This window comes from Tetragenococcus halophilus (genome assembly GCF_001712815.1).
In the GTDB taxonomy this organism is placed as follows: domain Bacteria; phylum Bacillota; class Bacilli; order Lactobacillales; family Enterococcaceae; genus Tetragenococcus; species Tetragenococcus halophilus.
The window spans coordinates 2,135,322-2,148,591 of sequence record NZ_CP012047.1 but is presented as its reverse complement, the minus strand read 5'-3'; the positions used below and the strand labels follow the sequence as shown (position 1 = coordinate 2,148,591).

Below are 13,270 nucleotides of genomic sequence, written 5' to 3'. Positions count from 1 at the left end.
ACGATTCGATGAATCGATTTTAACTAAGGAGGTGCCAAACACATGAAACTTCATGAACTAGAATCTGCAAAAGGTTCACGTCAAGTACGCAACCGCGTGGGACGTGGTTCATCATCAGGTAATGGTAAGACTGCAGGACGTGGACAAAAAGGACAAAAGGCTCGTTCAGGCGGTGGAACTCGTCTTGGTTTTGAAGGTGGTCAAACAGAATTATTCCGCCGTTTACCAAAACGTGGCTTTACCAACGTTAATCGTAAAGAATATGCGATTATCAATGTTGACCTTTTGAATAATTTTGAAGAGGGAACTGAAGTTACTCCCACTGTTTTAGCTGAAGCTGGGTTTGTAAAAAAACAAAAAGCTGGCATTAAAGTGTTGGGTAATGGAGAAGTAACCAAAAAATTAACTGTGAAAGCAGCGAAGTTTTCTAAAGCAGCACAAGAATCTATTGAAGCTGCTGGTGGGTCAATTGAGGTGATCTGATGTTAAAACTTTTAAAGGACGCTTTTAAAGTCAAGGATATTAGATCAAGGATCTTGTTTACAATATTTATTCTGTTTATATTCCGTGTTGGAACGCATGTTACTGTCCCAGGTGTCGATGCAGCAGAGTTACAAACTATTTCTGAATTGCCCTTTATGAATATGTTGGATTTGGTTAGCGGTAGTGCGATGCAACGTTTTTCGATTTTTTCGATGGGCGTTTCGCCCTACATTACTGCTTCTATTATTGTTCAATTAGCTCAAATGGATATTGTTCCGAAATTCACTGAATGGTCAAAACAGGGTGAAGTGGGACGTAAAAAGCTGAATCAAGCGACTCGTTATATCACCTTGTTTATAGGTTTTTTACAATCTATTGCGTTAACGGCTGGTTTCCAAGTTTTTACTCAATTCGGCTTTGTTCCTAATCCTTCAATCTCAACTTATGTTGTTATTGGAGTTATTTTAACCACTGGTACCATGTTTGTTACTTGGTTGGGGGAAATGATCACTGAAAAAGGGATCGGAAACGGTGTGTCCATGCTTATTTTTGCAGGGATTATCTCTCGTTTACCTGTTTCAATCAAAGAAATAGCAGAAGATTATTTTATTAATATTAACCAAGATGACCTTTGGAAATCAATTTTATTTGTGGTTATTTTAGTTATTGCGATGTTGTTGGTCGTAACGATTGTTACCTTTGTTCAACAAGCAGAGAGAAAGATCCCGATTCAGTATACAAAACGTGTAGCAGGAGCACCAACAAGTAGTTATCTACCTTTAAAAGTGAATGCTGCTGGCGTTATTCCTGTTATCTTTGCTAGTTCCTTGATTACAACACCTAATGCGATCATTCAGGCTTTTGGATCTGCTAGAGGAGAAACGTGGTTTGATGTCATTCAAACACTTTTTGATTACAATACAGTACCTGGTGCTATTTTGTATGGTGCATTGATCGTTGGCTTTACTTTCTTTTACGCTTTTGTTCAAGTAAATCCCGAGAAGTTATCGGAAAACTTGCAAAAGCAAGGAAGTTATATTCCAAGTGTGCGTCCGGGAAAAGGAACAGAACAGTTCGTCTCAAGGTTATTGATGCGTTTAAGTACAGTGGGTTCGCTCTTTTTAGGAGCAGTCGCATTGCTTCCAATTATCGCATCCATGATATGGGATCTTCCACAATCAATAGGTTTGGGGGGGACAAGTTTATTAATTGTTATTAGTGTAGCGCTTGAAACTGCCAAACAAATAGAAGGTCTAATGCTAAAACGTCAATACACAGGTTTCATAAATTAGAGTTTTATGTAGTGTTGGGGCTTTTTCCTCAACACTGGAAAAACTTGCAGGAGGAATAAAAAATGAACCTCGTTTTAATGGGACTCCCTGGAGCTGGTAAAGGGACTCAAGCAGAAAAAATTATTGCTAAATATAATATTCCGCAAATTTCAACTGGAGATATGTTCAGACAAGCAATTGCTAAAAAAACAGATCTTGGCTTAGAAGCAAAGTCTTATATGGATAAAGGTGAACTTGTTCCTGATGAAGTAACGAACGGAATCGTTAAAGAACGCTTAGCTGAATCAGATACCGAAGATGGCTTTTTATTGGATGGTTTTCCTCGTACGTTAGATCAAGCAGAAGCCTTAGATAACATGATGCAAGATTTAAGTAAAAAGATTGACGCTGTTATTGAGATAAAGGTGCCAGAAGAGGTGCTGGTTGAGCGTTTATCTGGTCGTTACATTTGCCGCAATTGCGGTGCCACATATCACAAGATATTTAACCCTCCTAAAGTGGAAGGAACTTGTGATCGTTGTGGCGGACATGATTTTTACCAACGGGAGGATGACAAACCAGAAACTGTCAGAAATCGTATTTCAGTCAATGTTAAAAATAGCGAACCTATTTTGGAACATTATAATAAAAAAGGCTTGCTATATTCTATTGATGGAAATCGTGAGATCGATGAAGTTTTTGCGGAAATTCAACAAATTCTAACGAAGTAATTCTTGCTCTTTTTCGTGTTCTAGTAACTTTTTCTTGTAAATAGTTAGACATTATGCTAAAATATATCAGTCCGACTTCTAGATTGATAGAAAATTGTTGAAAAGAAGTTAAGGTGGGAACACGACACAGGTTTCCGCCGTTTTATCGCGTAAAGTTGCGAAACAAGTACAAGGGGGTACTGTGCGTGGCAAAAGAAGACATGATAGAAATTGAAGGTACAGTCGTCGAAACTTTACCAAATGCAATGTTTAAAGTCGAGCTTGAAAATGGCCATGAGATTCTTGCGACTGTTTCTGGCAAAATTCGAATGCACTATATTCGTATTTTACCGGGAGATAAGGTGACTGTTGAACTTTCGCCTTATGACTTGAGTCGTGGTCGTATTACGTATCGTTTTAAATAATTGTACTTACGTAAAACCATAGGAGGTAAGTATTATGAAAGTAAGACCATCAGTAAAACCAATGTGTGATAATTGTAAAGTCGTTCGTCGTAAAGGACGCGTTATGGTGATTTGTTCTGCAAATCCAAAACATAAACAACGTCAAGGATAATTGGAGGTGTAATAAGATATGGCTCGTATTGCAGGAGTAGATATTCCTCGGGAAAAACAAGTAGTTGTCTCTCTTACTTATATTTTTGGTGTCGGAGATACAACTGCTAAAAGTATTTTAGCAGAAGCAGGCGTTGCTGAAGATGTTCGTGTTCGTGATTTAACCAACGAACAAACTGACGCGATCCGCGCAGCTGTTGATAATCTAAAAGTTGAAGGTGACCTTCGTCGTGAAGTGAACTTAGATATCAAACGTTTGATGGAGATTGGTTCATATCGCGGTATGCGTCATCGTCGTGGTTTGCCTGTTCGTGGACAACATACTAAAAATAATGCCCGTACACGTAAAGGCCCCGCAACAACTATCGCAGGCAAGAAAAAATAATTTCTAATGAAGGAGGTTAAACTTCATGGCACAAAAAAAGGTGAATCGTAAACGCCGTGTGAAAAAGAATATTGAATCTGGAATTGCACATATTCATTCAACATTCAATAATACAATTGTGATGATCACTGATCAACATGGTAACGCGTTATCATGGTCTTCAGCAGGTGCATTAGGATTCAGAGGAAGTAGAAAATCAACACCATTTGCCGCTCAATTAGCAGCAGAAACTGCGGCAAAATCAGGAATGGAACACGGATTGAAAAATGTAGAAGTAACTGTAAAAGGCCCAGGTTCAGGACGTGAAGCAGCAATTCGTTCATTACAAGCAGCAGGATTGGAAGTGGCTGCGATTCGTGACGTAACACCAGTTCCTCATAATGGATGCCGCCCTCCAAAACGCCGTCGTGTTTAATGAGTGCTGCTCATTTTGAGTTTCAAAATTATGTCATTGAACAAGACACTTTTCGTTTTGAAAGGGGTAAGAGATAAGAATGATTGAATTCGAAAAACCAAGAATCACAAAGATTGATGAAGAGAAAGATTATGGCAAGTTTATCGTAGAACCTCTGGAAAGAGGCTATGGAACTACATTAGGAAATTCCCTGCGTCGTATTTTGTTATCTTCTTTACCAGGAGCAGCAATCACAAGTATTCAAATTGATGGCGTGTTACATGAGTTTTCAACGATCAAGGGCGTTCGTGAAGATGTCGCGCAAATTGTTTTGAATATTAAAGGTCTTGCGTTAAAACTTTATAGCGAAGAAGAAAAAAACCTTGAAATCGATATTACTGGACCGGCTACAATAACTGCTGGCGATATCATCGTTGATAGTGATGTAGAGATTCTTAATAAAGATATGTATATCTGTACGGTGGCAGAAGGTACAAGATTTCATGCTCGCTTATCAGTGCAACCTGGACGTGGGTATGTTCAAGCTGACGAAAACAAAAAAGAAGATATGCCCATTGGTGTACTTCCAGTTGATTCAATTTATACACCCGTTCGTCGTGTGAATTATCAAGTAGAAAATACACGTGTTGGTCGCCGGGGTGATTATGATAAGCTGACAATGGAACTTTGGACAGATGGTTCGATTGAACCACTTGACGCTTTAAGTTTATCAGCGAAAATCCTTACAGACCATTTAGAAATTTTTGTGAATATGACCGATGAAGCGAAAAATACAGACATCATGGTCGAAAAAGAAGAAACACAAAAAGAAAAAATGTTAGAAATGACAATTGAAGAGTTGGACTTATCTGTTCGTTCTTATAATTGTTTAAAACGTGCTGGTATTAATACTGTACAAGAATTAACAAATAAATCTGAACCAGAAATGATCAAAGTACGTAATTTGGGCCGTAAATCTCTTGAAGAAGTAAAATCAAAATTAAGTGATCTTGGTCTGGGATTACGTAAAGACGATTAATTTTTACGAAGGAGGGAAACCACGTGAGTTATCGTAAATTAGGACGCACATCTAACCAACGTAAAGCGATGTTGCGTGATTTAACAACTGATCTAATCATTAACGAACGAATTGAAACAACAGAAGCTCGTGCCAAAGAAGTTCGTTCTACAGCAGAAAAAATGATTACACTAGGAAAACGCGGTGATTTGCATGCACGTCGCCAAGCAGCTGCTTTTGTACGTAATGAAGTAGCTAATGTGCGTGAAGAGGATGAAGAGATTATTATTGATTCAGCTTTACAAAAGCTTTTTAATGATATCGCTCCTCGCTATGAAGAGCGCCAAGGTGGTTATACTCGCATCTTGAAGACTGAACCAAGACGCGGAGACGCTGCAGCAATGGCTATCCTAGAACTTGTCTAAAATCTACTGAAGCAGTATTAGTAATTAAACTAATGGCTAGCATCACTTTGTCGATGATTTTAAGAGTGTTATGATGTTGGAAATATTTTTTTCCGAGTCTAGCTCAGCACTGCTCCCTGAATTATCAGGGAGCAGGCATTCATCATAAAGTGTTTTTTTTTAGTTTCGATTTGCTATAAATCTAATATATAGCTAATGGAAAGTAAAAGAAAACGTTGTGGACTATTTATTAGAGTAATTGAAATATTAACTTTTTTTTGGTAGTGTTAGTTAGAATCAGATAGCTTTTAATTTTTGTGAATGAATATAGTGAATTTGTCTTAAGTACTTTTTAGTCTATTTTACATAAAGGAGCAACCATGGAACCTATCATAAGTTTAAAAAATATTACATTTCGCTATCAAGCTGATCAAGTGCAACCTGCGCTGCAAGATTTATCGCTAACTGTAAATAAAGGAGAATGGGTAGCGATTATCGGGCATAATGGATCAGGCAAATCGACTCTGGCTAAAACGATAAATGGACTCTTATTGCCAGAAACAGGAAATATCTCTGTGGGTCAATTGGAATTAAATGAAGAGAATATTTGGACGATACGTAAGATGGTAGGTATGGTTTTTCAAAATCCAGATAATCAATTTGTAGGTGCTACGGTTGAAGACGACGTCGCTTTTGGGATGGAAAATCAAGGCATTCCCCGAGAAGAAATGGTTCCTAGAGTTAAGGAAGCTTTAGAGCAAGTCAAACTAACGGATTTTGCGGCCAAAGAACCTGCGCGGTTGTCTGGCGGACAAAAACAACGAGTAGCAATTGCAGGAATTTTAGCTTTACGCCCCGATATTATTATTCTTGATGAAGCAACAAGTATGTTAGATCCTGAGGGTCGTCAAGAAGTGATCTCTATTCTAAAAGAAGTGAAAGAAAAATATCAGTTAACCGTTTTATCCATCACTCATGATATTGATGAAGCAGCCAATGCGAATCGAATTCTTGTAATGCGTGAAGGACAATTGATGGACGAGGGAACACCTGCTCAAATTTTTTCTCAAGGGCCTAATTTAATAGAAAAAGGATTAGATTTGCCATTTCCTGAAAGGTTAAAACAATCATTAGAGGATCGTGGCGTTTCTGTACCTGAAAAATACTTAACTGAAGAAGGGATGGTCGACTGGTTATGGACATCGTTTTTGAACAAGTAAATTTCACTTTTCAACCGGGCTCACCTTTTGAACAGCGCGTTTTATATGATATCAATATGACGATTAAAGAAGGAACTTATAATGCTTTGGTGGGGCATACAGGTAGTGGGAAGTCAACGATCTTACAGCATTTAAACGCCTTATTGAAGCCAACTTCAGGTAATGTAAAGATTGGCGAGCGAACGATCACGCCAGAAACAAATAATAAAAATTTAAAGCCTATTCGAAAAAAAGTGGGCATTGTCTTTCAATTTCCTGAATCGCAGTTGTTTGAAGAAACAGTGGGAAAGGATATTGCCTTTGGTCCGAAAAATTTTGGTGTGTCAGAAGAAGAGGCATTGAAATTAGCAAAAGAATATTTAACATTAGTAGGGCTAGACGAAAGTTATCTTGATCGTTCTCCTTTTGATTTATCAGGTGGACAAATGCGTAGAGTGGCTATTGCTGGCGTATTAGCCATGGAACCAGAAGTTTTAGTACTAGATGAGCCCACGGCAGGACTTGATCCACAGGGACGTCGAGAAATGATGGCGATATTCGAACATTTACATAAGGCTCGTCATATGACCATTGTGCTAGTTACACATTCGATGGATGATGTTGCTGATTATGCCGATTATGTTTATGTCTTAGAAAAAGGACAACTTGTAAAAGATGGGACGCCAGAAAAAGTCTTTCAAAATATAGAGTGGTTGCAAAACAAACAATTGGGCGTTCCTACTGCGGCTGCATTTGCTAAACGCTTAGAAGAAAAGGGGATGACTTTTAAAAAGTTGCCTCTTACCGCAAATGAATTAGCCGATGAATTAGTGGCTAGAGGAGGAGAATCATTATGATGAACAAGTTGATTCTTGGACGATATATTCCTGGAAATTCGCTAATTCACCGCTTAGATCCTCGAGCGAAATTACTTACTAGTTTTTACTTTATTGGGATCATTTTTTTCGCCAATAATTGGCAAAGTTATTTACTTTTAGGTTTATTTACCCTTTTTTGTATTTATTTATCAAAAGTTGACTTTGGTTTTTTCTTGCGCGGTGTTCGTCCGCTACTTTGGTTAATATTATTTACTGTTGCCTTACAAGTTCTGTTTACTTCTGGAGGAGAGACTTATTGGGAGTGGGGCGTCTTTCAGATTACAGAGTTCGGCGTACAAAATGGGATTTTTATTTTCTGTCGTTTTGTATTAATTATATTCATGTCTACTCTACTAACATTAACAACTCCCCCATTGGAACTTTCAGATGCGATTGAATTCATTTTACGTCCCTTAAATGCAATCAATTTTCCAGTTCATGAAATTTCTTTGATGCTGTCTATTGCCTTACGTTTTGTGCCAACGTTAATGGATGAGACTGAAAAGATTATGAACGCGCAACGTGCGCGTGGTGTTGATTTTAGTGAAGGAAATTTGATCCAAAAAATGAAAGCTGTTATTCCGCTGCTCATTCCTTTATTTGTGTCTAGTTTTAATCGTGCGGATGATTTAGCAACAGCGATGGAAGCTCGTGGTTATCAAGGAGGAGAGGGACGGACAAAATATCGTATATTGCACTGGCATAAGAAAGATACCATTTCTGTTTGTGCTTACGGGTTTTTAACGGCCGCTTTAATTTATTTAAGAGCTTAAAAAAGGAAATAGCCTCATAAGAAAGTTAAACTAGTGTGGTTAAGCACATAAGTTTGCTAAAGTTACGTGCTTAATTTAAGAAAAAGAGACAACAAAAGTTAATTGATTCTTTTATTGTCTCTTTTTTTATGAAGGAGGAAAAAATGGTTCGTTACAAAGCAATTATTGCCTATGATGGTACAAATTTTAGCGGTTTTCAAAGTCAAATCAACGGACGTACGGTTCAAGACGAATTAGAAAAAACATTATCTAAAATCGCAAATCAAAAAATTAAAATCAATGGATCTGGACGTACAGATGCTGGTGTACATGCTTTAGGACAGGTTATTGATTTTGCTTGGCCAGTCAAACGTCCATTAGAAAAATTACGTTTTGCTTTAGACACACAGACATCTGCAGATATTGCGGTAAAACAGATAGAGCTTGTAGAAGATAGTTTTCATTCTCGTTATCTAGCTAAAGAAAAGACTTATGAATTTCGGGTAGATATTGGGAAAGCTCGTAGCCCTTTTCGTCGGTTTTATAGTAGTTATTATCGTTATGAATTAGACTTGGGACGAATAAGAAGAGCTCTTCCTGATTTTTTAGGTTCTCATGATTTTACTTCTTTTTGTTCCATAAAAAGTGAAGTAAACAATAAAAAACGCACTATCTATGAGGCGAAGATGGAAGTTAATGACACCGGTGATGAACTGTTATTTACTTTTCGTGGAGATGGTTTTTTATATAATATGGTTCGAATTATGGTAGGGACGTTGTTAAAAATTGGCAATGGACGTATTTCTGAAGACGCAATACCGCAAATTATTGCTGCATGTGATCGTAGTTTAGCTGGTCCTACGGCTCATCCGGAAGGCTTATATTTAAAAGAGGTTAAGTACGAATAAGAAGGTTAGTAAAGATTTTATTTAATAGTCTATGAAAATAAGAGGTGTACTATTTAGCGATAGTACATCTCTTATTTTTGTTACTTTGTTTAGTTTACTATAGTGTTAAGTATTGTTCTTTTTCCCATTCGGAAACAGAGGACAAAAAAGTTGTCCATTCACTCTTTTTAGCTTCTACAAAATTATTATAGATATGTTTGCCAAGTGTATTTTTAAGTAGTTCATCTTCAGATAAAGCCGTTAACGCATCATTTAGTGTTGAAGGTAAAGCATAAATGCCGCTTTCTACGCGCTCTTTTTCTTCCATGTGATAAATGTTGCGATCGATAGGTGTAGGTGGCATTAGTTGGTTTTTTATACCATCTAACCCGGCTTGTAAAAGTAAAGATAAAGCTAGATAAGGGTTAGCTGAAGGATCGACCGAACGTAGCTCTAAGCGTGTAGAAGTTCCTTTTGATTCTGGTACACGGATTAAAGGGGATCGATTTCTCCCAGACCAAGCGATGTACACAGGAGCTTCATAACCCGGAATAAGTCGTTTGTAGGAATTCACAGTAGGATTGCAGATCGCCGTAAATGATCGTGCATGTTTTAGTAGCCCAGCTAGAAAATGGTAGGCGTTACGACTTAATTGTAACTCGCCCTTTTCATCATAAAAGGCATTTTTACCGTCTTTAAATAATGACATATTACAATGCATCCCTGAACCATTAATGCCAAATAAAGGCTTAGGCATAAAGCTGGCGTGTAGTCCATGTTTTCGCGCGATCGTTTTAACGACAAGTTTAAAAGTTTGAATATTATCGCATGCTTCAACAGCATCAGCATATTTAAAATCAATTTCATGTTGCCCGAAAGCCACTTCATGGTGGGAAGCTTCAACTTCAAAATTTAATTTTTCTAATTCTAATACAATATCTCGACGACAATTTTCTCCTAAGTCTGTTGGGGATAAGTCAAAGTATCCACCTGTGTCATTTAAATCCATAGTGATATTTTCATTACTATCTAATTTAAATAAGAAAAATTCTGGCTCTGGTCCTAAATTAAAGGAAGTAAAACCTAACTTTTTCATCTCTGCCAATGAAGCTTTAAGATTTCCTCTTGGATCTCCAGCAAAAGGAGTTCCATCAGGATTATAAATATCACAGATTAAACGTGCTACTTTTCCATACTCATTTTCCCAAGGAAAAATCATCCAAGTTGATAAATCCGGATAAAGATACATATCGCTTTCTTCGATAAGCACAAATCCTTCGATAGAAGAGCCATCAAACATTAATTTATTATCTAGTACTTTATCTAATTGACTGATAGGCACTTCTACGTTTTTGATAATCCCAGAAACATCAGTAAACATTAAACGTAAAAAACGGACATTTTCTTCCTTGACTATCCTTTTTATATCATCTGCACTTATTTCTGATTTTTCCATGTGATCCCACCCTTTTTAAAGTTATCAATTATAAAAAAATATTTTTTATAATTGATAGAAGTAATATAGCAATTTTATTTTTATTTGTCAATGAAAATATGTAAGGAAATATAACACGAATCTCCAGAAATAATAAAATTTCAATAAAAAAATTAAAAAAAGATAGTTTTATGTAATGTTTAATGACATAAAACTATCTTAATTAACAAAATTATTTTGCATATCTTCTTTCGTAATACCAATCAAAGACAACAAATAAAAGTGTACAGCTGATCAACAATCCTAGGCCTAAAAGAAATCCTTGTGGCCAGTAAGTAAACTCTATAGTATGTTTTCCTTCTGGGACTTGTAGACTGACAAAAGCGTCTTGGAAGGAATCAATAGGGACTTTTTCTCCATCGATTTTTGCTTGCCAACCGCCATCATAAGGAATAGTGGTAATTAATTTTTGTGCTGTATTTGTGTCAACTTTAGCTTGAGCACTACGTTTTCCTGTTTGCATTTCAACGCTATTATTTTGAATTTTACCTACGCTTTTTTGAAAAGCATCAGTATCTAAGGTAACGACCTGTGGGTTTTGGAAAGAAATATCTTCGGTACCATAAAAACTTGCTGTAAATTCGACGGTTTGTGCTTGGTCGTAAAAACCTAAATCATAATATTGTCCATTAATGTCAATTTTACTTTCTCTTTGTTGCCCATTTACTGTGATTGTTGCTGTAGAACTTTCTAATTCTCCAAAATTTGTTGGGAATAGACTTAAGTAGGCTTGAGAGTGGGCCGGTACATTGACTTTCCAAGTGACTTCTTTAGCGACATTTCCTTCTTGTTCACTAAATTTTGTATGTGCTCCTTGATTTTCAATACTTATATTATTCAAATCAGTCACCGTGATTGGCTGAAATTGGAAGAAGTTTTCTTTTGTATCAGCTAATTGGTTCATTAAGTTTGTTTGGTTGGCCAAATTATCATTTTCAAACTGTGTCAGTTGGTCAATAGAAGGGTCGGTTAAAAAGCCTAAAGGTAATGCATTTTGATTTTCATATAATTGATAGTCATCGCTTGTATCTTTTTGTCTGAAACCATACTTGTTAATTGGTTGTTTACTTAAATTGTATTTGACTGACATTAAGCTATCCATCAGTAGCGTGTTATTAGGATAGCGAATATTTAGACTCGTTCCCCTCGAACGGAAACCCAGCATGTTCATATAACCAGAAGTGTTTCGGTTTCTAATAGATGAAAACATACTAATTCCACTATAACCATAGTTAAAGCTATCATTGGCAGAAACTGGATCAAGATTTTCTAAACGATAGAAACTATCATTTTCTTCTTTGGTTTGTTCAACGAGTTCATTGATTGCTGGATAAGGTTCTGTGTACAATTCCCGGGAAGCGTAGTTCCACTCATCTAAGATACCACGTAGCATGCTATTTGTATTAATCGTCATTTCAGCTGTTACAAATATCAGTAAAAATAGCACAGCTTGTTTAAAAGAGAATTTTTTTGTATAAAAGGAAAAAAAGATCACACAATAGACGGTTAGAAATGATAAAGTTAAAATCAATGAAATAGGTTCTAGATATTCTCGTGTTTTGCAGACTAAAAGATAAGTAAAGACAAAGGCGATAGCTAAAAAGATAAAAGAGTAAAATAACCTTCGCTCATTTGTTTCGTTTAATTTTTCCCAAGCAAATCCAGCTAACATGATTACCGTAAAGGATAATAAAAAAGCATAACGGAACAAAAACATATTTGGTGCATGCATCCCGTGCCAGAATAAATTTAAAGGAACAAAATAAAAGCTTCCTATTAGTAATGCAACCAATAGTCCGTAAAGAATTTTTTCTTTCCAAGGAATTTCCTTAATGACAAAATAAAAAATAAAAAAAGCAAGAGGTAGTAGACCGATATAAATAAAGGGAATGGCGCCATATTTAGTTGTATCATAGACGCCGATCATATTTTTGATAAAAAAGTCAAAAGCACTTGTTGCTTCTGTTTTAAGGTTAGTAATTTGCGTTAATTCTTCTCCATTGGCATGTAAATCTAATAGCGCCGGTAAAATGATGATCATTGACGCGCCACCTGCTAATAATGAGGTGGTAAAGTAAGGTAAAATACTTTTTTTATTGTTTTTCCAATTTTTAAATAACTGAATTAAAAAGTAAAGAAAAGAAAAAACGCCAATCATAAACCCTAAGTAAAAACTAGTGAAAAATAGCATGAAATAACTAATAAATAAGAGTTTTGGTTTACGTTTTTGAATGAGTCGATCGATTCCCCAAATAATTAAAGGTAAATATATATAGGCGTCTAACCACATAATAAGCTCGGATTGTGCAGTAACAAAAGACATTAGCGCATAGCAGACTGCTAGCGTTATGTGACTGCCTCTTGCAATTTTGAAGCGATGACTTGCATAGAACCAAAAACTTAATCCAGCACTACCTATTTTAATTAAAGTTAAAAAATAAAGCGCGTCAGGCATTAGTTGGTTAGGAAAAAATAACACAAGCGGGGTAAAAAAGCCCCCTAGGTAATAAGAAATTAGAGAAAGAAAGTTTAATCCTAATGATGCATTCCAAGTATAAAGAAAGCTTTGTTCACCTAACAAAGCGTTGCGAAAACTGGCATGAAAATTAGAAAATTGGGAGAAGGCATCACTTGCCATAACACTTCGATCACTGCCGGGATAGATGCCAATTGTTAGATACATTATGGCCATTACTAAAAAAGGAATAAAGAAACTTGCCATCATATACCATTTGTTTTTTTGTAAAAAATCTTTTATCATTACGAAAAGACCCCTTCAACCAGAAAATTTATCCATACTTCATGACAGTTTACCATAG

At 36.3% G+C, this 13,270-nt stretch carries 15 protein-coding genes; 13 read left to right on the top strand and 2 right to left on the bottom strand.

Annotated features, from left to right (window positions below):
• Positions 1 to 42: 42 nt before the first annotated feature.
• The 13 genes from rplO (at position 43) to truA (ending at position 8,977) form a co-directional block, all read left to right on the top strand.
• Positions 43 to 483, top strand: a complete 441-nt coding sequence (rplO, locus tag AC806_RS10240) for a 50S ribosomal protein L15 (RefSeq protein ID WP_014125623.1) — start codon at positions 43 to 45, stop codon at positions 481 to 483.
• Positions 483 to 1,775, top strand: a complete 1,293-nt coding sequence (gene secY, locus AC806_RS10235; protein ID WP_061840777.1) for a preprotein translocase subunit SecY — start codon at positions 483 to 485, stop codon at positions 1,773 to 1,775. Before rplO ends, secY begins: the two co-directional genes overlap by 1 nt.
• Before the next feature lie 62 nt (positions 1,776 to 1,837).
• Positions 1,838 to 2,485, top strand: a complete 648-nt coding sequence (locus AC806_RS10230) for an adenylate kinase (RefSeq protein WP_069029269.1) — start codon at positions 1,838 to 1,840, stop codon at positions 2,483 to 2,485.
• A gap of 185 nt (positions 2,486 to 2,670) precedes the next feature.
• A complete protein-coding gene (gene infA, locus AC806_RS10225) occupies positions 2,671 to 2,889 on the top strand; it encodes a translation initiation factor IF-1 (protein ID WP_014125620.1) in 219 nt (72 codons plus the stop codon).
• 34 nt (positions 2,890 to 2,923) lie between these two features.
• Positions 2,924 to 3,040, top strand: coding sequence for a 50S ribosomal protein L36 (rpmJ, locus tag AC806_RS10220; RefSeq protein WP_069029268.1), 117 nt, complete (start codon positions 2,924 to 2,926; stop codon positions 3,038 to 3,040).
• A gap of 18 nt (positions 3,041 to 3,058) precedes the next feature.
• Positions 3,059 to 3,424 (top strand): 30S ribosomal protein S13, encoded by a 366-nt coding sequence (rpsM, locus tag AC806_RS10215; protein ID WP_014125618.1) that lies wholly within the window; start codon positions 3,059 to 3,061, stop codon positions 3,422 to 3,424.
• Positions 3,425 to 3,449: 25 nt separating this feature from the next.
• Entirely contained in the window at positions 3,450 to 3,839 is a 390-nt protein-coding gene (gene rpsK / locus AC806_RS10210; protein WP_014125617.1) for a 30S ribosomal protein S11, read from the top strand.
• Positions 3,840 to 3,918: 79 nt separating this feature from the next.
• Positions 3,919 to 4,857 (top strand): DNA-directed RNA polymerase subunit alpha, encoded by a 939-nt coding sequence (locus AC806_RS10205; protein WP_069029267.1) that lies wholly within the window; start codon positions 3,919 to 3,921, stop codon positions 4,855 to 4,857.
• Between the two features lie 23 nt (positions 4,858 to 4,880).
• Positions 4,881 to 5,261 carry a 50S ribosomal protein L17 gene (gene rplQ / locus AC806_RS10200; RefSeq protein WP_014125615.1) on the top strand — a complete coding sequence of 127 codons (381 nt, stop codon included), beginning with the start codon at positions 4,881 to 4,883 and terminating at the stop codon, positions 5,259 to 5,261.
• Between the two features lie 359 nt (positions 5,262 to 5,620).
• Positions 5,621 to 6,460: an energy-coupling factor ABC transporter ATP-binding protein gene (locus tag AC806_RS10195; protein ID WP_069029266.1), complete on the top strand. Its 840-nt coding sequence runs from the start codon at positions 5,621 to 5,623 to the stop codon at positions 6,458 to 6,460.
• Positions 6,436 to 7,296, top strand: a complete 861-nt coding sequence (locus AC806_RS10190) for an energy-coupling factor ABC transporter ATP-binding protein (protein WP_069029265.1) — start codon at positions 6,436 to 6,438, stop codon at positions 7,294 to 7,296. Before AC806_RS10195 ends, AC806_RS10190 begins: the two co-directional genes overlap by 25 nt.
• The gene (locus AC806_RS10185; protein WP_069029264.1) at positions 7,293 to 8,090 is read left to right on the top strand and encodes an energy-coupling factor transporter transmembrane component T family protein; all 798 of its coding nucleotides are present in this window, start codon (positions 7,293 to 7,295) and stop codon (positions 8,088 to 8,090) included. The genes AC806_RS10190 and AC806_RS10185 overlap by 4 nt, the downstream gene beginning before the upstream one ends.
• Before the next feature lie 143 nt (positions 8,091 to 8,233).
• Complete coding sequence (gene truA, locus AC806_RS10180; RefSeq protein ID WP_061840779.1) at positions 8,234 to 8,977, top strand: tRNA pseudouridine(38-40) synthase TruA; 744 nt, start codon at positions 8,234 to 8,236, stop codon at positions 8,975 to 8,977.
• Positions 8,978 to 9,074: 97 nt separating this feature from the next.
• On the opposite strand, the gene glnA is transcribed toward truA, so the two are convergent.
• Positions 9,075 to 10,412: a type I glutamate--ammonia ligase gene (glnA, locus tag AC806_RS10175; protein ID WP_069029263.1), complete on the bottom strand. Its 1,338-nt coding sequence runs from the start codon at positions 10,410 to 10,412 to the stop codon at positions 9,075 to 9,077.
• A gap of 211 nt (positions 10,413 to 10,623) precedes the next feature.
• Positions 10,624 to 13,212 carry a YfhO family protein gene (locus AC806_RS10170; protein WP_069029262.1) on the bottom strand — a complete coding sequence of 863 codons (2,589 nt, stop codon included), beginning with the start codon at positions 13,210 to 13,212 and terminating at the stop codon, positions 10,624 to 10,626.
• Between the last annotated feature and the right edge of the window lie 58 nt (positions 13,213 to 13,270).

Bases quoted from the DNA above. Each gene is read 5' to 3' on its own strand.
- AC806_RS10205 (WP_069029267.1), top strand. From the start codon at position 3,919: ATGATTGAATTCGAAAAACCAAGAATCACAAAGATTGATGAAGAGAAA.
- secY (WP_061840777.1), top strand. From the start codon at position 483: ATGTTAAAACTTTTAAAGGACGCTTTTAAAGTCAAGGATATTAGATCA.
- AC806_RS10170 (WP_069029262.1), bottom strand. From the start codon at position 13,212: ATGATAAAAGATTTTTTACAAAAAAACAAATGGTATATGATGGCAAGT.
- rpsM (WP_014125618.1), top strand. From the start codon at position 3,059: ATGGCTCGTATTGCAGGAGTAGATATTCCTCGGGAAAAACAAGTAGTT.
- rpmJ (WP_069029268.1), top strand. From the start codon at position 2,924: ATGAAAGTAAGACCATCAGTAAAACCAATGTGTGATAATTGTAAAGTC.
- truA (WP_061840779.1), top strand. From the start codon at position 8,234: ATGGTTCGTTACAAAGCAATTATTGCCTATGATGGTACAAATTTTAGC.
- AC806_RS10185 (WP_069029264.1), top strand. From the start codon at position 7,293: ATGATGAACAAGTTGATTCTTGGACGATATATTCCTGGAAATTCGCTA.
- glnA (WP_069029263.1), bottom strand. From the start codon at position 10,412: ATGGAAAAATCAGAAATAAGTGCAGATGATATAAAAAGGATAGTCAAG.
- rpsK (WP_014125617.1), top strand. From the start codon at position 3,450: ATGGCACAAAAAAAGGTGAATCGTAAACGCCGTGTGAAAAAGAATATT.
- AC806_RS10195 (WP_069029266.1), top strand. From the start codon at position 5,621: ATGGAACCTATCATAAGTTTAAAAAATATTACATTTCGCTATCAAGCT.
- AC806_RS10230 (WP_069029269.1), top strand. From the start codon at position 1,838: ATGAACCTCGTTTTAATGGGACTCCCTGGAGCTGGTAAAGGGACTCAA.
- AC806_RS10190 (WP_069029265.1), top strand. From the start codon at position 6,436: ATGGACATCGTTTTTGAACAAGTAAATTTCACTTTTCAACCGGGCTCA.
- rplO (WP_014125623.1), top strand. From the start codon at position 43: ATGAAACTTCATGAACTAGAATCTGCAAAAGGTTCACGTCAAGTACGC.